We start from the raw sequence: 21,311 nt of genomic DNA on the forward strand, positions 1-21,311 counted from the left end.
CATATTACAACTTATAATTTAATTCCATATGATCTAGTGGAATTCTAAATTCTCGTATTCCACCAGCATATGGTGCAATTTCATATTGTTGATAATATATTATTATATTACTTCCACTAATATAATAACCCTGATCATCACTAATTCCTTTAAACTTATCTGCTGATTCAAAATAATCTTTTTGATTATTTTCTATTTGTTTTCTTATATAACTATTAATAACAGATTTATAGTCATATCCTTCCTTAAATAAATCACTCAATTTAAGCATTTTCCCTGATTTTTTTTCAATATTATACGATGTTCTGATAGTTATACCATGAGCTCCTCCTAAAAATTCATAATAATCATTATACAAACTTATCAGATAATCATTATTTTCTGTTATAGTATATTGCGAATTAACTTCAAATGGAAATGCTGGCACATCATTTTTACTGTTCTTATAATATTCCTCGGCTGCTTTTTCTGCTTCATTAAGTTTTGGCATTATATCATTTTCTATTTTCATATTAACTTCTTCTAGTGCTTTTAAATTACCTTTGAATTGTGGTATTTTTAAATCTTCTTTTATATATTTTTCATTTTTATAAATTGAGTTTTCCACAATATTAACATTATTACTTTGAGATAATTCACATGTTTTATACATTTTATAATCATATTCTGTGGATAACATTCCACATATACTCAAAACCCCTATAAACATTGTTAATAACTTCATTACATCACCTACAATATATTTCTTTTTTATGATATTTTAATGTATATATCCACATATTTCACATGTATAAATTTGTTTATAAACAATTTTATAACAGTTTATCCACATGCTGCTGTGGATAATGTGAATAAGTTGTACTATTTATTTATTATGCTACACTTTTTCAATTTTACTCTAAATTCATTAGTTAAAATCATCATTAAATATATATTTTCTATTTAAATAAACTTTTTTATATTAATATACAAAATTATTTTTCCAACAATACATATTTTTAATATAATAAGCAAATTCTACAGTTATATATTGAATTAACAATTTACAAATTTATCTGTATCAGATAAATTTTAATCTTACAACATAAGATAAATATTATTATTTTATTGATAAAATAATAATATTTATCTATACTTACATATGAATATATTAGTTAAATAAAATATTATTAAGGAGATTAAGTATAAATGAATAAGAAAAACAAAATTTTAGTATATGTTTTTATATTCCTTTTATCCTCAACACTTCTGATATGGTTTTATCTAATCCAAAATAATACTGAGAAATTTTTTTCATTTGATACAGATACTACGATTTCAGAAAATGATAATGTTGATTTATCATATAATAATTCTGAACAAAAAATGGATTTAAGTATAACTAATAGAAACAGATTTGAGAATATTAAAACAACAACTAAAGATATAGGTATTCCTATACTTTATTACCATTCTGTTAATGAAAATGTAGATAATGAAATTACAATTTCTCCTGAAACTTTAAAGGAGCAGCTTTATTACATAAATAACGAAGGATATACCACTATAACAATCAGTGAATTTTATGATTATCTACAAAATAAACAACCAATTCCTGAAAAAAGCATAATTATAACTTTTGATGATGGATATATGAACAACTATACTGAAGCCTTTCCAATTTTAAAAGAACTTCATATGAAAGCAACTATATTTTGTGTAGGCAATTCTCTTGATGGTACTTATTACCTCTCAAAAGAAGCAATAAAAGAAATGTCTGACTATGGAATTGATATAGAAAGCCATACTGTAAATCACCTACATTTAGATACTTTAACTTATGATGAACAACTATCAGAATTAAAAAATTCTAAAGAAATTTTAGAAAACATAACAGGAAAAACAATATTGTCACTTGCATATCCTTTTGGTGATTACAATGATGATACCATAAAGGCAGCCAAAGAAGCTGGATATAAGATGGCTTTTACAACTAACCTTGGTCTTTCTGATAAAAGTGATGGCCTATATGAATTGGATAGAATTTATATAAGTTCTTATTATGATATGAACGTTTTTAAAGACCTTCTAAAAAACACAGAAAAATAAAATTTTTATTATAAAAATATTAAACCCTATAGAATAGTTATTTTTATTACTACTATTCTATAGGGTAAACTAGAAAGTATATATTATTTTTTATTCCTCTGGAATATATTCCGGCATCTTCTGTTGATTTCCTGAATTATTTATTACAATTGGAACTTTATTTTCTGAAATAAATTTATTAGTTTTAGGAAGAGATCCGTACTCTAATCCTTTACCTGACACTGTTATTAAGGTCTTTTTATTTGTGTCAATCATTCCATTTTGAAAAGCATACTCAAATACCTGCTCAATTGCATCATCAATTTTTTCATTTTCCAAATCAACACTCGATAAAAGTATTTTTCCTTTTTCTGTAGGAGAATAAGCATAAATAACTTTGTCATATTTATTCACATGCATCTTTATATTTGATGTAGTTTCAATTAAAACAATTCTATCAGTTTTTCTATAATCTATTATAGTTGCACATCCAATCATTATTAAAAATAACATTAAAATCGCTATATGAATTTTATATTTACCTAATCTTGTACATTGTTTTCCATCACACAATTGTCCTATTCTTGCTTTTATTTTAATCTTTATCTTTATAAATTCTCCCATAGCAGTTATTATATATGCTGACTTTTTAAATGATTTTATTACAATCCCTTTATATATTTTATTTTTTTTATCTAAAGGTATATTTCTTATATTATCTTCTTCATCTTTAATTTTAATTTTCAAAACATCTTGTAATGCCTTATAATTTGGATTTCTGAGAATCAAATAATATGCTACTATATAATCTCTCAAATCCTCTATTGTGTCTCTTCCAATATGAACAGCTTTACAAACATCCTTTACTGGCAGTTCTTTTTTCCTATTTATTTTTTCATCTAACTTATAATTCTCCATTATATAATAAGATATATTTAAAGATAAATTTCTCTTTTGTTCATTTAATGGATAATTGACTAAATCTTTAAGTATAATATTATATGAGGACAATTCTTCTAAAAATAAAGAAATCTGTTTACTTCTATTATCATCTGCAGAGCTGCTCACTAATGTAATATCAGGTACAGAAGTAAAAACATATTTATTTTTTTTAAACCTTAAGTCATCCATATAGCCAACACCCCTTTAATCTTTACTATCATTTTCATGTGTCTATCATACTATAATATTATATCATAGAACTTTGGACATCTATAAACTTTAATACCTAACTATATAAATTTAAATCAATGATTTAGGAGATTTGTGTATGAAAAAGAAAATTATATACGTAGATTTTATTAAAAAACGTCGAATCAACTTCATTCATTTTAAAATAAATAAATTTATATATTTATTTACTAATAAAATAGATCTTTCTCTTACTCCTGAGATATCTATTGTAAGAAAAAACAACAAAGCTATAGTTACTAAAATTTAAATATTTACGCATTATGTAAACATTTACTTTTTGAAATATTTTATATCATACATTATATTATGCTAAAATATTTAATAATAATATTAATGTATGAGGTGATAAACTTGAGAATTGGAATGGGATATGATGTTCATAAATTAGTTGAAGGAAGAAAACTTATAATCGGAGGAGTTGAAATTCCATTTGAAAAAGGCCTCTTAGGTCATTCAGATGCAGATGTACTTCTTCATGCAATAATGGATTCGCTGCTTGGTGCATGTGCCTTAGGAGATATTGGAAAACATTTTCCTGATACAGATCCAAAATATAAGGGAATTTCAAGTATAAAATTACTTGCAGAAACAGGAAAAATCATATCAGCAAAAGGATATACAATAAATAATATTGATGCTACAATAATTGCTCAAAATCCAAAAATGAGACCTTATATTGATCTTATGAGACAAAATATAGCCAATGCATTAGATATTAATATAGATCAGATAAATGTAAAAGCCACAACTGAAGAAGGCCTTGGCTTTACTGGAGAAATGCTTGGAATTTCTGCACAAAGTATAGCATCTGTAAATTAGATCTTTATGTATGCACTATAATTAATTTCAAATAAAAAATCCCATTGAATTTTCAAAGGGATTTTTTATTTACATTATCTTATAAAATATCTATTAATTATTTTAAAATACTTCAGTTAATTTCTTTAACAATATTTCTCTAAACTTTTCGGCTTTCAATTTATCATCTAATGCTCCTTCACAAACATTCATCCATTCATCAGTTTTCATTCCTATCTTATCTTCTAATTCATCTTCAGTATCAGTCATTGTTGCTGATGAAACTACAAAATCGCCTAGTTCCTTTGGAGATTTAAAGATTTTTATATATATAAATTCTCTGTTATCTCCCATCCACTTTTTATTAAACTGTCTTAAAAATTTCAAGATTTCTCTTTCAGCATCTTTAGATGACATATCCCATAATTTTGAAAGGAAATTGTAATCCTTCTTCATACTGTCTGCAATTTCTTTTGTTATCTTTTTAGCTTTTTCACCTTGTTCAATTATCTTTTCTACTGATATACTAGGTATTTTAGTTACCAATGTATCTTTTCCATTAATCCATTTGTAAAAAGCCTCTTGAAGAAACGAATATTGTAAATAACCAATCAAACTTCTTACATTCGGGAAATAGCCCCATATGTTATCGATTCCATTGCTCTTACTAAACATTAGAGTATGGAAATACAAACACTTTTCTGTTGGAGTATTTTTCATAAACATATGTCCTCTAATTGTTTTATTTTCTCTTGTAACTTTATCCCAATAGTCAAAAGAATTATAATTTTCTCTCATTGATTATTCACTTCCTTACATAATTTTTAATATAATATAGTATAAAATGTTTTCTTATCTTTATTATAAGGTATATTATACCTTATTTCCACACTTAATTAATCTTATAAAATGGAATTAATGTTCATCTTTTAAATATATTGCCCAATATCTTTCTATTTTATAACTATTCTGTAAAATCGTAATGAAAGTCTAAAAATTGCTATTTTATTACTATTAAATTATAATAATAACATCATCATTAAGAAGTATTAATTGCTAATGTCCATTGCAATTAGCAATGTCCAATTGAGAACTTACACTTAATAATGAAATCTTTGTAATATTTATGCAATGTAATATTATTATATTTAAAAAATAAATGCTGAAATAATAAAGAATTAAGGAGGATTATTAATTGGCTTTATGTGAAATATGCAATGCACCAGCTGATATACACCACATTGTGCATAGAAGCGAAGGTGGATTTGATATAGAATTAAATTACAAATATTTATGTCCTTATCATCATCGTGGCAAATATGGTCCTCATCATTCTAAAGAGGTTGATTTTAGGTACAAGCTTGATCTTCAAAATAAACTTTATGAGATGCTTCCAAAAGACTATTATTATTTTAAAGAAATAGCTTCAATATTGAATATCCCCAATAATACCCTAAAAAGAATAACCAAAAATCTTAAACTATATAAAGAAGGTTATAAAAAATCGGATATCATTTTTAAAATAATGGGGAATAAATTCTATACCGAAGAAATGATTGTAAACCTAACTCTTGATAATATTATTAAAAACATGGACATGTAAAATTTTTATTGTTTTAGTATAATCAAGATTATTTTTATCAAACCTTATTGACATAAAAAAAATCAATCATTATAATGTATTTATCATAAGATAACACGTTGATGAGGACAGTAAGCTAAAACCTTATTTTTCAGAGAGAAAATACAATGGTGCGAGTATTTTTAAATAAATTTAGACTGAAAACCACCTCTGAGTGGTCCTAATAAGACCCGTCATTATCACGTTACGATAATTTAAAGCGACCTGTTCTAAAATATGTTTATAATATATTATATATTCTAAATTTTGTGCTTAATTTTTAGATTTTTATATATAAACTTATTCAGGTAATTAGAGTGGAACCACGGATACTACTTCGTCTCTATATTGTTTAGAGACGAAGTTTTTTATTTAATTAATAAAGAAATTTAAATTTATATTTACTTAATTTGAGAGGAGATTTAAGATGATAAAAGTTACTTTAAAAGATGGATCTATTAAAGAATTTGAAGCTGGTATATCAGTTTTTGACATTGCTAAATCAATTAGTGAAGGTCTTGCTAGAAATGCATTTTGCGGAACAATAAATGGAAAAGTATGTGATCTTAGAACAATCGTTAATGAAGATGCTGAATTAAGTATCTGCACATTTGATTCACAAGAAGGAAAAGATGCTGTAAGACATAGTGTATCTCATGTTTTGGCTTATGCTGTAAAAAGATTATTCCCTGAAACTAAATTAGCAATTGGTCCTTCAATTGCTAATGGATTCTACTATGATTTTGATATAGATACAGCTTTCACTACTGCTGACTTAGAAAAACTAGAAGCTGAAATGAAAAAAATAATAAAAGAAAATCCTGAAATAGAAAGATTTGAACTTCCAAGGGATAAAGCTTTAGAGTTAATGAAAGATGAACCTTATAAAGTTGAGTTAATTAATGATCTTCCTGAAGGTGAAGTTATCTCTTTCTATAAAATGGGTGACTTTACAGATCTTTGCGCAGGTCCTCATGTTATGTCATTAAAGAATATAAAAGCTGTAAAACTTACTAGAAGTGCTGGTGCTTACTGGAAAGGTAATGAAAAGAACAAGATGCTTACTAGAATTTATGGTACTGCATTTTTAAAGAAATCTGAACTTGATGCTTTCTTAGAAGCTTTAGAAGAAGCTAAAAAGAGAGATCATAATAAATTAGGAAGAGAATTAAAAATCTTTACTACTAGTGAAGTTGTTGGTCAAGGTCTTCCATTAATAATGCCTAATGGTGCTAAAATCATTCAACTTCTTCAAAGATGGGTTGAAGATGAAGAAGAAAAAAGAGGTTATGTGTTAACTAAAACTCCTTCTCTTACAAAAAATGATTTATTTAAGATTTCTGGACACTGGGATCATTATAAAGATGATATGTTTGTATTAGGAGAAGAAGGAAAAGATGATGAAATATTCTGTCTAAGACCAATGACATGTCCATTCCAATATGAAATATACAAAGCTGAACAGCACAGTTATAGAGATCTTCCAATAAGATATAATGAAACTGCTGCCGAATTTAGAAAAGAAGCGTCTGGAGAAATGCACGGACTTATAAGAGTTAGACAATTCACATTATCTGATGGTCATCTTATTGTTAGACCAGACCAATTAGAAGAAGAATTTAAAGGAGTTCTTGAATTAATTCAATATCTAATGACTACTCTTGGAATAGATGATGGTATAACTTATAGATTCTCTAAATGGGATCCAAATAACACTGAAAAATACATAAACGATCCTGAAGCATGGAACAGAACTGAAGATACAATGAGAAAAATCCTAGATCATTTAAAAATTAACTACTATGAAGCTGCTGATGAAGCTGCATTCTATGGACCAAAACTTGATTTACAATATAAAAATGTTCATGGTAAAGAAGATACTCTATTCACTATACAGATAGACTTTGCTGCTGCTGATAGATTTGATATGTATTATATTGATCAAAATGGTGAAAAACAACGTCCTTATGTAATTCACAGATCATCAATCGGATGTTATGAAAGAACTCTTGCAATGCTTATAGAAAAATACGCTGGTGCATTCCCAACTTGGTTATGTCCAACTCAAGTTGCAGTCTTACCACTTTCTGATAAATATGGTGATTATGCCGAATCTGTAGTAAAAGCATTAAAGAATAAAGGAATCAGAACTACTGGTGACTATAGAGCTGAAAAGATCGGTTATAAAATAAGAGAAGCAAGACTTAACAGAATTCCTTATATCTTAGTTGTTGGTGAAAAAGAAGCTGCCAATAATCAGGTTTCTGTAAGAAGCAGAAAAAATGATGATGAAGGTGCTATGGACTTAAATGCATTTATAGATAGAATAGTTACTGAAGTAGCTAATAAAGAAAGATAAATTTTATATATTACAAAAAGTGATTATCCTAAAAATGGGATAATCACTTTTTTATATTTTCATTCATTATTTCAGCAATTTACTAAACTTGTTCTAATGCCTGTTTAATATCATCAAGAATATCATTGACATTTTCGAGACCAACAGACAATCTAACAAGACCTGGAGTTATCCCTGCTGCAACCAATTGTTCATCTGTCAATTGACGATGCGTAGAACTTGCTGGATGAAGTACACAAGTACGGATATCTGCAACATGAACAACATTTTCACATAACTTTAAACTATCCATAAATCTTATGGAATCTTCTCTAGTTCCTTTTATTGAAAATGAAATAACACCACTACATCCATTTGGAAGATACTTTTCAGCCATATCATGATACTTATTATCTTTAAGTGTTGGATAATTAACAAATTCAACTTTTTCATGATTATTTAAATATTCAGCTACCTTTTCAGCATTTCTACAGTGTTTTTCTATTCTTACTGGAAGAGTCTCTAACCCCATATTCAAAAGAAATGCAGCTTGTGCTGACGGATAGCATCCCAAATCTCGCATTAATTGAACCCTTGCTTTTGTTATATATGCTGCTTTTCCAAAATCTTTAGTATATATAACTCCATGATATGACTCATCTGGTTCTGTAAATTCAGGAAATTTTCCATTTGTCCAGTCAAATCTTCCACTGTCTACAATTACTCCTCCAATTTGAACAGCATGCCCATCCATATACTTTGTAGTTGAGTGAATAACTATATCTGCTCCAAATTCAAAAGGCCTGCATAAAACAGGTGTAGCAAACGTATTATCTACAATAAGTGGTACATTATTTTTATGTGCAATTTTCGCAAACTTTTCAATATCAAATACACATATTGCTGGATTAGCAATTGTTTCTCCAAACACTGCCTTTGTATTAGCTTTAAATGCCTTCTGTATTTCTTCTTCATCTGCATCTGCATTAACAAATGTACACTCTATTCCAAGTCGTTTTAATGTAACTGCAAAAAGATTTATTGTTCCACCATATATGGTTGCTGTACTTACAATATGATCTCCTGCTCCTGCAATATTCAATACACTTATAAGAGATGCCGCTTGTCCCGATGTAGTACATAAAGCACCTATACCACCTTCCAATGATGCTATCTTTTCTTCTACAAATCCAACAGTAGGATTTGATATACGAGAATACATGTGTCCTTCTGCTGTTAAATCAAATAACTTACCAATTGCATCAGTATTATCATATCTATAAGTAGTGCTTTGATAAATAGGAAGTGCTACAGGTTCTCCATTTCCCGGCCTATAACCTTTATGTAAACACTTAGTTTCAATATTCATCTTTATATACCTCCATTAATCTATACTATATAACATGTAAAAAATTATAATCACACTATTTCAATTATATCCTAATTATTACCTTTAGTTAATTTAAAATTACAAATATTATTCAATATCAGGATATATTCCTTTAATAACTTCTAAATATTCATTAAGCTTATTTAGTTTTTCCTGTTTAGAACTAATAAATTGTTCTGTTTGTCCAAGTATTTTTCTATTATTATGAAGCTCATTCTCAATTTCAGTCATTCTATCTTCAATATCAGTAAACACTTTATACTCCTTATCAAAAAATGGACTCGATTTGGCTTCTTCGATAAGTTTAGTCTCTGCTTGGCTCATATTAGATTCATTTATCTTTTTAGATGCCTGTTCAACCCATGCTTCTATTATTGAGGGTTCACTTGATAAATTACTATTAGCTGATTCTTGAATCTTATTTTCACATTCTTTATATCTTTCATATGATTCAAGAACCTTGCTTTTATCTGAATATAATACAATATGTTTAAATTCATCCTTATAGCTTGCATAATTCTGTTGCAATAATTCTTTTTCCTGATTCAATTTTTCTATGTTATTTTCAAGATGAGCTCTCTCCTTTAATAACTCCTCCAATTTATTATCAATGTCATCTTTTTCATTAAATTTATCTTTATAAAAAATCTGTTTGCTCTTCCATACTTCTATCATTCTATTATAGCTTTCAAAATCAGTAGTCTCTAAGAAATCTATGGAATCACTTATAAGAATTTCTCCTACAATCAATGGCATGATCTCATCCGAAAACTTACTGTTTAATCCATCTGCATTTGAAATAAAAAGCATTATTCTAAATGACCCTCTAAGGAACTTATCTAATGACAGCTGTTCTCCCATAAAATCATGATTATTTAATGCAGCCTCTTTCAAAATTTCAAAAATTATTTTATAAACCACTTTATAATCTGCAGATTCTCCAACTTCAATTATACTGGTTAGAAATTCAAATGGTTGTTTTTTTATGGAATTCTTCAATGCATGTTCATTATTTATATCTACTTTTAGCGACTGAGAAAAGTAGATTTCATTTTTCAAACTCAATTTTATTATTTCATCATAAATTTCAAATAATACATTTTCATGTATTTTAATATTCTTATATCTACTTTTTACCTTTTCAATTACTTTTTTCAAATAATAAACTTTTATCGAATGAGTTTTAGATAAATAATAGTTAAAATCCTTAGTATCCACAAGTACAATATAAGCACTCTGAACCATACTGTCTACTGCCTTTATAAAATTTTTTCTATTACATATATTTTTAATAGACATTTCTGAAAGTCTCAATATTCTATAATATAAAGTTAATTTTATCTGATCATCTGAAATATTTTTTACTTCTTCCATAGTTTTAATTACCATATTTGAAAACGAATCTTCATTATTCCTATTTAAAATCCATTCCTTCGATTTAGATAATATATTTATATTGTTCTTATTCCAATTAGTAACCATAGAATAAAGCATTCTTAATTTATTTCCTCTAAGATTTAAAAATGCCTTATAAAAATCTTTATACTTTACTGATTTTTTTATTTTATCATCTAGTATTTCCTTAAACATTGTAACTTTTTTTCTTGTATCATCAACTGCTTTATTATATTCAGTTATCTTATTATAAAATAAATTATCTTCAAAGCTTAATTCTGTAGCAATCTCTCCCTTTTTTATGTTTAAGATTTTTTTTAACTCTTCATTGTATGTAAAAACTAAAGTCTCAATATTATCCTGATATTTATTTGTTAAATCTAAAGATTTCTCATATCCTTTTCTTATGGATTCCAGTAAATTTTCCACTAAAGCTTCTCTTTCATCAATAATATTATCGTCTTCTTCTAATTCATCAATGATTGATTTTAACTGCTGTCTATCAAGTTCTGCCCTAACAAGCATACTTTCTCTCTTAGAAAGAAGTATATGATTTTCACTACATTCGTCTTTTACTAAATCAAATTCTTTTATTTCTCTTTCATAGTCATTTTTTATAAGATTTACTGCTTTTCTATGAGAATTTATTTTACTTATAATAAAATTTCTATAGTTTGTTAAATCTTCTTTTTCATCTTTTATTGCTATTATTATATTATTTAACTCACCTATACTTTTTGATTCAAGTGAAAGCTGAATTATTTTTTCCCTTAAGTTGTTTATTTGATTATCTTTTAACCTAATATCCCTATCAATTTTTTTTAACTCATTTTCTTCATATTCTATAGTCTTTGGTGCCTTAAAACTTATATCTACAAATTTGCTTATAGATTCTTTTTCATTTTTTTTCAGATACCAACAGAAAATTCTATGCATAAGCTCAAGTATTTCTATAGGATGTTTATCTATTCTTTTATCCCTGCTCCTGTATAAAGTTATTCCGATTCCATTCACTCTTACTATTTGTATATAATCATACACTTCTTCTGGAAGATCAAAATTTTTATTGTATCTTAATATTTTTATCATTTCTCCTGTAGTTGTTTCAGAATCAATACCATATGATACTCCAACATTCCTAATAAATGCTTCTAATACTTTTCTTGCAATTATTTTAGTCATCCTTGGAAAATCTTCACATGCACATTCTGCCTTAAGTAAATCTGAATAATATATGTTTAAACTCGTAACTTTTAGATAAGTAAAATTACTCTCATTATACTTCATAGTTTTAATTCACCCTCATAAATAACATTATTTAATAACTCTATTTTCAGTTATAATACAATCAATCCTTACATCCTGTTCGTCCATAGGGACCTTGTCTATAACTTGGAATTCATAAGCAAGGACTATTTTTTTTACATCATTTCTTCTATTATCGGATATTTTTTTAAAATATCTATCATAATATCCAGCTCCATATCCTATTCTCCCACCATTTCTATCAAATGCAACTCCTGGAACAACTATCATATCCAATTTATCTGGATCAATATTTTCTGCTGTATCATCTGGCTCAGGAATTCCATATCTATCTTTTTTCATATTATCTAAAGAAGTTATCTGTACAGCATCCATCCATTTTGTTTCAAAAATAGTTCTAGGTACAAAAATATTTTTCCCATCACATAATGCCTTGTTTATAATATGTATTGTATCAATTTCAGAATTGTATGAAATATAAATAAATATATTTTTTGATTCTTTATAATAACTGCTTTCTAAAAAATTTGTTCTTATAATATTATCTTTTTCCTTTTTCTCATCAGCCCCCATATTATTTCTAATATCTAAAATATCTTTTCTTATTTTTTTCTTTTTAATATAAAACTCTTCCATAAAAATATTCCCCATTATCTTTTATTAAATTTTTATATGTTTTAAAGACATACTAGGCTTTTTAAAAGCAATATCTTTTTTAACCTGAAAAGTTTCGGGGTTTATACTTATTTTATATATATCAGGACACCCTTCTTCTCTCCACTTTTTCATATATTTTGCACTTGCCGAAACTTCTGTATAATATTTTTCATCATAACAATCAGAAAATTCCAAATATGATAATATACTCTTTTTATCAATTATTAATTCGTCTCTATCCATATTTGCACATATAGGTATAAAAAATCTAAGAGGTATTTCGTAATCATATATTGAATCCTTTTTTAACTCTTTACCTTCCATAATAGCCCTCTTAAAAAATGCATTTTCAATCTCATTTTTATTTATCTTTACTTTAAAAATTATCTTACGATTTTTATTAACTTCTAATTTTATTTTAATCATTTGCTCACCATCTTTTAGTAACATAATCTTCCATTTGCAAATAAAATTTCTTATTCTATTTTATCATTGTATAAGATAACTGTCTAAATTAATTCAAATTATTTAGACAAACAAATATAGATTCACCATGACCTCTTCATGGATAATATCTTAACTGTTTAATATTCCTTAATCATTGATATTACTAGATTTGAATTTTTAAAAATCCTATAATTTTCTGTACAAGAAAAAAGCTATGAAAACTGCTTTAAGTTTTCATAGCATAAATTTAAATTCTAATATTCTTCATCAACACTTATATAAACCATTGATCCGCCTAAAATAAGGCCACCACCTATTATATTACCAATAACTACAAACAATAGATTTTTAAGAACTAATGCCATTGGTAATCCTCCTAATGCAAAATAAGCTATAGAAAATATTCCTATATTTGCAATACTGTGCTCAAATCCTGCAATTATAAATGCAAATACAGAAAAAAACATCATTATTAGTTTACCACTTTCTGATTTCATTTTAATTCCTGATAAATAAGCTAAACATACTATTAAGTTACATAATATTCCTCTTAACAGCATTTGATATGCAGGCATCTCTAATTTTGCATATGCAACACCTTCTATATAATGCTGAATAGCATTAAACGATGCACCACTTTTAACAAATAGATAACCAAAAATCATAAGTCCTATTGCATTACCAATAAAACTATATAACCATACCTTTAATGTTGAAGATATATCAACTTTTCCTTTAAACATTCCTACAGTCATAACAAAATTATTTCCTGTAAAAAGTTCTCCACTAAAAAATACAACTGTTGCAATTGCAAAACAGAAAGTTGCTGCTATAAGAACTTTAGATACTTCAGGATATTTAGGATAAAGAATAGCCCCCATAGTATACGAAAGAATAATTGCTACCATTATATAAAACCCAGTAACTACTGCTCTTCCTAAATATTTTCCTGTCCTTTGATTGGCATTTTTAGCTTTTTTCTCTGCCATCTTAGTAATAACATCAATATCACTGCTATACATAATTTTTCCCTCCAAATTTATCTTATGTAATTTTTATATTAATAAGTGAACGTTATCTTATTAATATTTTTCTCCTTTGTGCATTTTTATATTCTTCTTTAATAATAAAAATCAAACCTTATTTTACTATATGAATTCATTTAAAATCAATGTATAAAAAATGAAATACTTATAAAAAAATCAAAATATTATTGATAAAATGTGTATATATCTCATATAATATGTATATAATATTGTAATTAAGGATAAAATCTTTTTAAGATTCTTTTGATATTTTTATATGTGTCACATAAATTTAAAATGTAATTTCAATCTTGCGGCATTATATAGTTTATTGACTGATTTATAAATTGTAAAAGAGAGTGTGATTTTTATGGAAGATACATTTTTATCAGATAATAATATTTTCAGTAACAATATTTCATTCCTAATAGAGCTTCATGCTAAACCAGAAATTATGAACATAGTAAGAAATAAACATAAGAATGAACTAATTGATGAGATAAATATAAATGAAAAAAAAATAGACTTGTACATATGGAATGCCATATTTTCAAAAGAAATAATTAAAAATGGAATTTCAACAAAATATCTTCATCCTGTATATAATAAATTCTATAAACAGATTTCTTCTGTAAATTCTATTGAGAAACTTCAAAATATTGAAATAGATATGGTCGATACTTATTTGAATATGCTTATTAATGATACTGAAGTTACTGATAATTTTGTGATAAACAGAATCTTAAAACATCTCCATCTCAATATTGAAAGTAAAATTTCATTAAAAAAACTTGCTTATGAATTGAATTTATCTGAAGGATATATATCTGACTGTTTTAAAAAAAATATGGGAATAACAATAATGAATTATGCCAAAAAAATACGTATTGAACGAGCTAAAGTCCTTCTAAAAACAACAACTGACAGTATATTAGATATAAGCCTAAGACTTGGATTTCAGGATCAAAGTCACTTTTATAAAGTTTTTAAACAATTTACAGGTGTTTCTCCTTCAAAATATAGAAATGAAAATTTTGGATAAAAAACATGAGACTATTGCATCGAAAAATATACTTATCACATAACTATCAGTTATAATTCCAAATATCATATGTAACATAATTTTTATCTTCTTACAATATCTCATGTTTTTAATAAGAAATTATTTAATTATTATAATTAAAATTTACTATACTATAGATGCCATATATCTTCATTATATTGAGCAATAGTACGGTCAGATGAAAAGAATCCTGCTTTACTGATATTTATTAATACTTTTTTATTCCAAGAATCCCTATCTTCGTAATCCTTAAATACTCTATCTTTAGTCTTAATATAATCTTCAATATCCAACAATGTCATAAACCAGTCTTTATTTATTAACTCATCATGAAGTCTAGTTAAACTTTCTTTATCACCAACTTTAAGCATTTCATCACTTGTTATGAAATCAACTAGCTTTTTAATATTTTCTTTTTCATAGAAATCTTTAGCAACATAATCTGCATTTTCATAATGTTTTATAACTGTTTCTGATGATTCACCAAAAATATAGATATTATCATCACCTACTAATTGATGTATTTCAACATTTGCACCATCTTCAGTTCCAAGAGTCAATGCCCCATTTAGCATAAATTTCATGTTACCAGTACCTGATGCTTCTTTTGATGCAAGAGATATCTGTTCAGAAACATCACAAGCAGGAATTAATTTAGATGCTTTAGTTACATTATAATTTTCAACCATAAATACATTTAAGTATTTATTTACTTCTGGATCATTATCTATTATTTGCTGTAAACATAGTATTGTGTGTATAATATCTTGCGCAATTACATATGCTGGTGCAGCCTTAGCCCCAAATATCATAGTAATTGGAGTCGTAGGAATTTTGCCACTTTTTATCTCTAAATACTTATTTATGATATATAAGACATTCATCTGCTGTCTCTTATATTCATGAAGTCTCTTTATTTGAATATCAAATATAGAATTTTCATTAAGATCCAAATTCTGAGTTTTCTTCAAATACTTCTTTAAAGCAATCTTATTGTCTTTCTTAATTGAATCAAGTCTATTTAATACTTTCTTATCATCAATAAATCTGCTTAGTTCTTCTAATTTTTCTGCATTTTTCTTATACTCATCACCAATAAGCTCAGTTATAAAATCAGCAAGTTCATTATTACAATGTAATAACCATCTTCTAAATGTAATTCCATTTGTCTTATTGTTGAATTTTTCTGGATATATATCAAAGAATGGTTTTAATTCAACATCTTCTAATATTTGTGTATGAAGTGCAGCAACACCATTTACACTATATCCATAATGTATATCCATATGTGCCATGTGAACTCTTCTTTCATCATCTATGATATACACTTTTTTATCATTAAATTTTGCTTTTACTTTGTTATCCAATTCTCTTATTATTGGCATTAATTGTGGAACTACCTTTTCTAAATAATCTATAGGCCATTTTTCTAAAGCTTCTGCAAGTATTGTATGATTAGTATACGCACAAGTTTTTGAAACTATTTCAATAGCTTCATCCATTGCAATTCCTTTTTGCCCTAATAATCTGATTAATTCAGGAATTACCATAGATGGATGTGTATCATTAATTTGAACTGTTACATGTTCATGTAATTTATGAAGGTCATATCCATTTTCTTCTGCTTCAAGTATTATTAATTGAGCTGCATTACTAACCATAAAGTATTGTTGATAAACTCTTAAAATTCTTCCAGCATCATCACTATCATCTGGATATAGGAATAAAGTAAGATTTTTTTCTATATCAGTTTTATCAAAGTCAATTCCATCTTTAACTATTGATTCATCAACTGTATCTATATCAAATAATCTTAATTTATTACAAGGTTTGTCATATCCAGTTACATCTATGTCATAAAGAGTTGAAGTAACTTTAAAACCTCCAAATGGCACTTCAAATTTAATATCTGTTTTATTTAACCAGCTCTCATCTGTTAACCATGGATTTTTAACTGCTTTCTGCTTATTGTTTTCAAATACCTGCTGAAATAATCCAAAGTGATAATTTAATCCAACACCATCTCCATTTAATCCAAGAGTTGCTATTGAATCTAAAAAACAGGCTGCCAATCTTCCAAGACCACCATTACCTAATGAAGGTTCTAATTCCATTTCTTCTATTGCAGTTAAATCCTTTCCATTCTTAGCCAATACCTTTTTTACTTCATCATATAATCCTAAATTAATTAAATTATTAGATAATAATTTGCCAATTAAAAATTCTGCTGAAATGTAATATAATTTCTTTTTGCCTTTATTTGTTCCTTTTTCTTTTGCTTCTGCTTTTGTTAATTGTAATAAAGCTGAATATACTTCTGCATCTGTTGCAGTGCTTATTGTTTTATTAAATTTTTTACTTAATATTTGTTCTAAATTCTTTTCTACCATGTAAAATCTCTCCTAACTTTTTTAAATTTTATATCTGAAAGCTTATTATGTTTATTTATGAAAACGCTTGCGTTTAACTTCATTTTTATTTTACCAATTAATCTTTATAAACATTTGTATATTTTTTATTTTTTTTGTATATAAATCATGTGTTTTACTTTTATTTTATCTTAGATAAAATATTAATTTCGTTAGGAACTTTTTAGTTTTCAAAAATTTAGATTTGCTTATAATTTTCTGTACAAAAATAGAACTGTTAAAGTCATTAAACTCAACAGTTCCTAATTAAATTAATTGAAATAATCTATTTATAGATTTTTAATCTTATCATTATAAATCTGTCTAAAGAAAAATACTGATAATAAAACTGACCCAATCTCTGCTAATGGTATGGAAAACCATACTCCATCTAATCCAACAACTTTCGATAATATATATGCTGCTGGAAGTATTATTACTATCTGCCTCGCAAATGATACTATAAGACTATACATACCATTTCCAAGAGCCTGAAATACAGAACCAACTATAATACAAAAACCTGCAAATATGAAACTCAAACTTATTGTTCTTAATGCTACCTTTCCCATTTGTACCATATCATCAGAGGCATTAAATAGAAGAAGTAATTTTTCAGGAAACAATTGAAAAACAGCCAATCCTGCTAACATTATACTTACAGCAATTGCTATTGCTATTTTAGTTACATCTGTAATACGCTTTTTATTACGAGCTCCATAATTATATGCAACAATAGGTATAAATCCATTATTAAGTCCAAAAATAGGCATAAATATAAAGCTTTGAAGCTTAAAATAAACTCCAAATACTGATACAGCTGTACCAGAGAATCCCATAAGTATTTTATTCATTCCATATGTCATAACAGATCCAATTGCCTGCATTATAATAGAAGGTATACCAACCTGGTATATTATCTTTATTATATGAAAATCTGGTTTGAACCCTTTAAAAGATATATGTATTTCATGATTTTTCTTAAAATTAAAATATATAGCCAATAAAGCACTAACAAATTGCCCTGTAACAGTTGCTATTGCAGCACCAGCAATTCCTAATTTAGGTGCACCTAGAAGTCCAAATATTAATATTGGATCCAAAATTATATTAATAATAGCTCCAGTTCCTTGTGTAATCATGGTGTAAAAGGTTTTTCCAGTTGCTTGTAACAAACGTTCAAATGTTATTTGCATAAATAAACCAATAGCCATAACACAACATATTGATAAATATTGATCTCCATATTGAATTATCTGAATATCTGTACTTTGAGTTTTAAAAAAAGAATTAGAAAAAAATAAGCCAAATATAGCAAATAAAATATAACTCAATGCAATTATAAATATTCCATTAAGAGCTGTCTTATTAGCTGTATCTATATTTTTTTCTCCAAGACTTCTTGACAATAATGCATTCATACCAACCCCTGTACCTGTTGCTACTGCTATCATAAGAGTTTGTATTGGAAATGCAAGAGAAACTGCTGTCAATGCGTTTTCATTTACCTGTGCAACAAAAATACTATCTATTATGTTATACATAGCTTGTACAATCATAGATATTATAATTGGAAGAGACATATTCATCAGTAATTTTCCAACTGGCATAGTCCCCATTTTATTTTCTTTTTGATTTGTTTTGCTGATTCTTTCCTCCATATTTGATTTTTATTACCTCTTTCTATTTTATTTGATATTATTCCATAATTTAATTATACTGATATTATTAATTTTTGTCTAAATTTATAAAACTGATATACTTTTAGAAAAATATTATCTATGTAACAATAATAAAAATCAGTATAAATCTTACATAGATTATATACTGATTTTTATTGTATTTAACTATTAATATAACACTCTCTATATTTTTTCATTCTTATCATTGTCTTTTTCAACAATTTCATTTATATCTGTAATATCATCACTCTCTGAAGAATCTTCACGAATTTCCTCACTATAATTCTTTGAAGAATTATGTATATTTTCATCAACGTTATTGTCTAATAAAACACTTTCCTCTCTTTTACTATTATCATAGTTTTTTGAGAAATTAACAGAACTCTCTGGGAAATTATATACTACGACTGTATCACATAACATATCATGCCAGCTTCTATTTTTGTTATCTAACGCAATAACTATATATCCAATTCCTAAAACCAACCCGCTTAAATATCTTCCTATGGTTTCTCTATAAATAACATCAAAAACCGGAAGTTTTTCTTCATTTTCTTTACGAACTTTAATCTTCATTGCCATTTTACCAAAGGTTGCGCCAAAATTGTATGTCATGAAAACGAAATAAAATGCTGATAATAAATATATCAAAATATCCATTATTGAAAATTTAAATAATACAGGACTGAATAGAAACAAATCTGGAAATGCTAATGAAATAAAAAACTTAGGTATTCTTATTACAAGCATTGCACATCCTACAATAATGCAGTCAATAATATATGCCCATAATCTTACTAAAAAACCTGCATACAATACTTTCTGATCACTATTGTTTTGCATAATACATTAAACCTCCATTGTCTTGTTTTTCTAGATATTCTGAAATTATCTGAGCATCTGATTTAGTCTTTAATCCTTCTATCTTTGAAAATAAAGATGCAAATACATTTTCTTTAGCTTCTGGAGTATATATAACAGCATCACTTCCTATTGATTGAAGCATATCACTCTGCATATTTTCATAAGTATCAATATTATCAATTAATCCAAGATCTAAAGCCTGTTTTGCTGAATATATACGACCATCAGCAATAGTCTTTACAGTCTGAATATCCATTCCTCTTCCTTCTGAAACAATTCCTGTAAACTGGTCATAAGCTTCGTCAACTAAACTCTGAAGTATTGCCCTATGTTCATCTGTCATTTCTATACCAGCTGAACCCATAGCTTTGTTAGGTCCACTTGTTATGTCAATTTCCTGTATTCCTAATTTATCATACAACCCTTTCATGTTTGTAAGTGATGTAATAACACCTATTGAACCAGTCCAGCAATTTCTATTAGCATATATCTTGTCAGATGCCATAGAAATATAATATCCTCCTGAACATGCTTGACTTGCCATATAAGTCCATACAGGTCTTCCTGTAATCTCTTTATATTCTTTCAACTTTAGATAAAGTTCATCAGATTCATAAACTCCACCTCCAGGACTATTTACATATAACAATATTCCTTTGTTGTCATTTGAAGCAGTCATTTCATCAATATATTTTAAAGTTTTTGTATGATTATATCCCTCATCTGAATTAAATATGCTATTACTTCCAGAAGTACTCTGAATAACACCATCAACTTTAACAACACCAATAAAATCTTCGCTTGGGATGCTTACATCATCAGCTGTTGCCAATGCAGTTTCTGTAAACGACTTTTCTGATTCCTTTCCTATAATGCTTTTTGAATATGAATTTATAAGTACACTGGCTCCGCTTATGCAAATAAAGGCGACAGCTGCCACTATCAATCCTATAATCTGTTTTTTGTTCATTAAAAATCCCCCTATTGTATAATACCTTATTCTTATATATTATAATCAAATTTTGGTAAAATATCATTAAGATTGAAATAAATAAGGTTTTTTTAAGATTTCTTCTTAATATAAAATTAAGTTGTT

At 26.8% G+C, this 21,311-nt stretch carries 18 protein-coding genes; 6 read left to right on the forward strand and 12 right to left on the reverse strand.

The window, feature by feature from the left end; all coding sequences use genetic code 11:
- Positions 1-4 precede the first annotated feature (4 nt).
- Positions 5-724 carry a DUF3298 and DUF4163 domain-containing protein gene (locus Q0F58_RS07015; protein WP_294374210.1) on the reverse strand — a complete coding sequence of 240 codons (720 nt, stop codon included), beginning with the start codon at positions 722-724 and terminating at the stop codon, positions 5-7.
- A 464-nt stretch (positions 725-1,188) separates the two neighbouring features.
- Between Q0F58_RS07015 and Q0F58_RS07020 the strand changes: the two genes are divergently transcribed.
- Positions 1,189-2,088: a polysaccharide deacetylase family protein gene (locus Q0F58_RS07020; RefSeq protein WP_294374213.1), complete on the forward strand. Its 900-nt coding sequence runs from the start codon at positions 1,189-1,191 to the stop codon at positions 2,086-2,088.
- A gap of 90 nt (positions 2,089-2,178) precedes the next feature.
- Here Q0F58_RS07020 and Q0F58_RS07025 read toward each other — a convergent pair whose 3' ends face one another.
- Positions 2,179-3,198, reverse strand: coding sequence for an anti-sigma factor domain-containing protein (locus Q0F58_RS07025; RefSeq protein WP_294374216.1), 1,020 nt, complete (start codon positions 3,196-3,198; stop codon positions 2,179-2,181).
- A gap of 139 nt (positions 3,199-3,337) precedes the next feature.
- Between Q0F58_RS07025 and Q0F58_RS07030 the strand changes: the two genes are divergently transcribed.
- Entirely contained in the window at positions 3,338-3,508 is a 171-nt protein-coding gene (locus tag Q0F58_RS07030; protein ID WP_294374219.1) for a hypothetical protein, read from the forward strand.
- Positions 3,509-3,612: 104 nt separating this feature from the next.
- Entirely contained in the window at positions 3,613-4,080 is a 468-nt protein-coding gene (ispF, locus tag Q0F58_RS07035) for a 2-C-methyl-D-erythritol 2,4-cyclodiphosphate synthase (RefSeq protein WP_294374221.1), read from the forward strand.
- 102 nt (positions 4,081-4,182) lie between these two features.
- On the opposite strand, the gene Q0F58_RS07040 is transcribed toward ispF, so the two are convergent.
- A complete protein-coding gene (locus Q0F58_RS07040) occupies positions 4,183-4,785 on the reverse strand; it encodes a hypothetical protein (protein ID WP_294374257.1) in 603 nt (200 codons plus the stop codon).
- A 469-nt stretch (positions 4,786-5,254) separates the two neighbouring features.
- Between Q0F58_RS07040 and Q0F58_RS07045 the strand changes: the two genes are divergently transcribed.
- Both Q0F58_RS07045 and thrS read left to right on the forward strand, forming a co-directional pair.
- Positions 5,255-5,662 carry an HNH endonuclease signature motif containing protein gene (locus Q0F58_RS07045; RefSeq protein ID WP_294374224.1) on the forward strand — a complete coding sequence of 136 codons (408 nt, stop codon included), beginning with the start codon at positions 5,255-5,257 and terminating at the stop codon, positions 5,660-5,662.
- A 445-nt stretch (positions 5,663-6,107) separates the two neighbouring features.
- A complete protein-coding gene (gene thrS, locus Q0F58_RS07050) occupies positions 6,108-8,039 on the forward strand; it encodes a threonine--tRNA ligase (protein WP_294374227.1) in 1,932 nt (643 codons plus the stop codon).
- 82 nt (positions 8,040-8,121) lie between these two features.
- Here thrS and Q0F58_RS07055 read toward each other — a convergent pair whose 3' ends face one another.
- The 5 genes from Q0F58_RS07055 to Q0F58_RS07075 all read right to left on the reverse strand — a co-directional run bounded on the left by Q0F58_RS07055 (position 8,122) and on the right by Q0F58_RS07075 (position 14,195).
- Entirely contained in the window at positions 8,122-9,387 is a 1,266-nt protein-coding gene (locus Q0F58_RS07055; protein WP_294374230.1) for an O-acetylhomoserine aminocarboxypropyltransferase/cysteine synthase family protein, read from the reverse strand.
- Positions 9,388-9,495: 108 nt separating this feature from the next.
- Entirely contained in the window at positions 9,496-12,090 is a 2,595-nt protein-coding gene (locus Q0F58_RS07060; protein WP_294374233.1) for a hypothetical protein, read from the reverse strand.
- A gap of 27 nt (positions 12,091-12,117) precedes the next feature.
- The gene (locus tag Q0F58_RS07065) at positions 12,118-12,705 is read right to left on the reverse strand and encodes a 5-formyltetrahydrofolate cyclo-ligase (RefSeq protein WP_294374235.1); all 588 of its coding nucleotides are present in this window, start codon (positions 12,703-12,705) and stop codon (positions 12,118-12,120) included.
- Between the two features lie 24 nt (positions 12,706-12,729).
- Positions 12,730-13,152, reverse strand: coding sequence for a hypothetical protein (locus Q0F58_RS07070; protein WP_294374238.1), 423 nt, complete (start codon positions 13,150-13,152; stop codon positions 12,730-12,732).
- A 275-nt stretch (positions 13,153-13,427) separates the two neighbouring features.
- Entirely contained in the window at positions 13,428-14,195 is a 768-nt protein-coding gene (locus tag Q0F58_RS07075; RefSeq protein WP_294374242.1) for a formate/nitrite transporter family protein, read from the reverse strand.
- A 373-nt stretch (positions 14,196-14,568) separates the two neighbouring features.
- On the opposite strand from Q0F58_RS07075, the gene Q0F58_RS07080 reads away from it, so the two are divergent.
- Positions 14,569-15,240, forward strand: coding sequence for an AraC family transcriptional regulator (locus Q0F58_RS07080; RefSeq protein ID WP_294374245.1), 672 nt, complete (start codon positions 14,569-14,571; stop codon positions 15,238-15,240).
- Between the two features lie 152 nt (positions 15,241-15,392).
- Here the strand turns inward: Q0F58_RS07080 and Q0F58_RS07085 are convergent, their stop codons facing one another.
- The 4 genes from Q0F58_RS07085 to sppA all read right to left on the reverse strand — a co-directional run bounded on the left by Q0F58_RS07085 (position 15,393) and on the right by sppA (position 21,185).
- A complete protein-coding gene (locus Q0F58_RS07085; RefSeq protein WP_294374247.1) occupies positions 15,393-17,651 on the reverse strand; it encodes a glycogen/starch/alpha-glucan phosphorylase in 2,259 nt (752 codons plus the stop codon).
- Positions 17,652-17,959: 308 nt separating this feature from the next.
- Positions 17,960-19,330, reverse strand: a complete 1,371-nt coding sequence (locus Q0F58_RS07090; protein ID WP_294374250.1) for an MATE family efflux transporter — start codon at positions 19,328-19,330, stop codon at positions 17,960-17,962.
- 204 nt (positions 19,331-19,534) lie between these two features.
- On the reverse strand, positions 19,535-20,194 hold the full coding sequence (locus Q0F58_RS07095; protein WP_294374252.1) for an RDD family protein: 660 nt from the start codon (positions 20,192-20,194) through the stop codon (positions 19,535-19,537).
- A complete protein-coding gene (gene sppA, locus Q0F58_RS07100; protein WP_294374255.1) occupies positions 20,181-21,185 on the reverse strand; it encodes a signal peptide peptidase SppA in 1,005 nt (334 codons plus the stop codon). The genes Q0F58_RS07095 and sppA overlap by 14 nt, the downstream gene beginning before the upstream one ends.
- Positions 21,186-21,311 lie beyond the last annotated feature (126 nt).

Origin of the sequence: uncultured Clostridium sp., from assembly GCF_934754915.1 — a bacterium.
Classification (GTDB): domain Bacteria; phylum Bacillota; class Clostridia; order Clostridiales; family Clostridiaceae; genus Clostridium.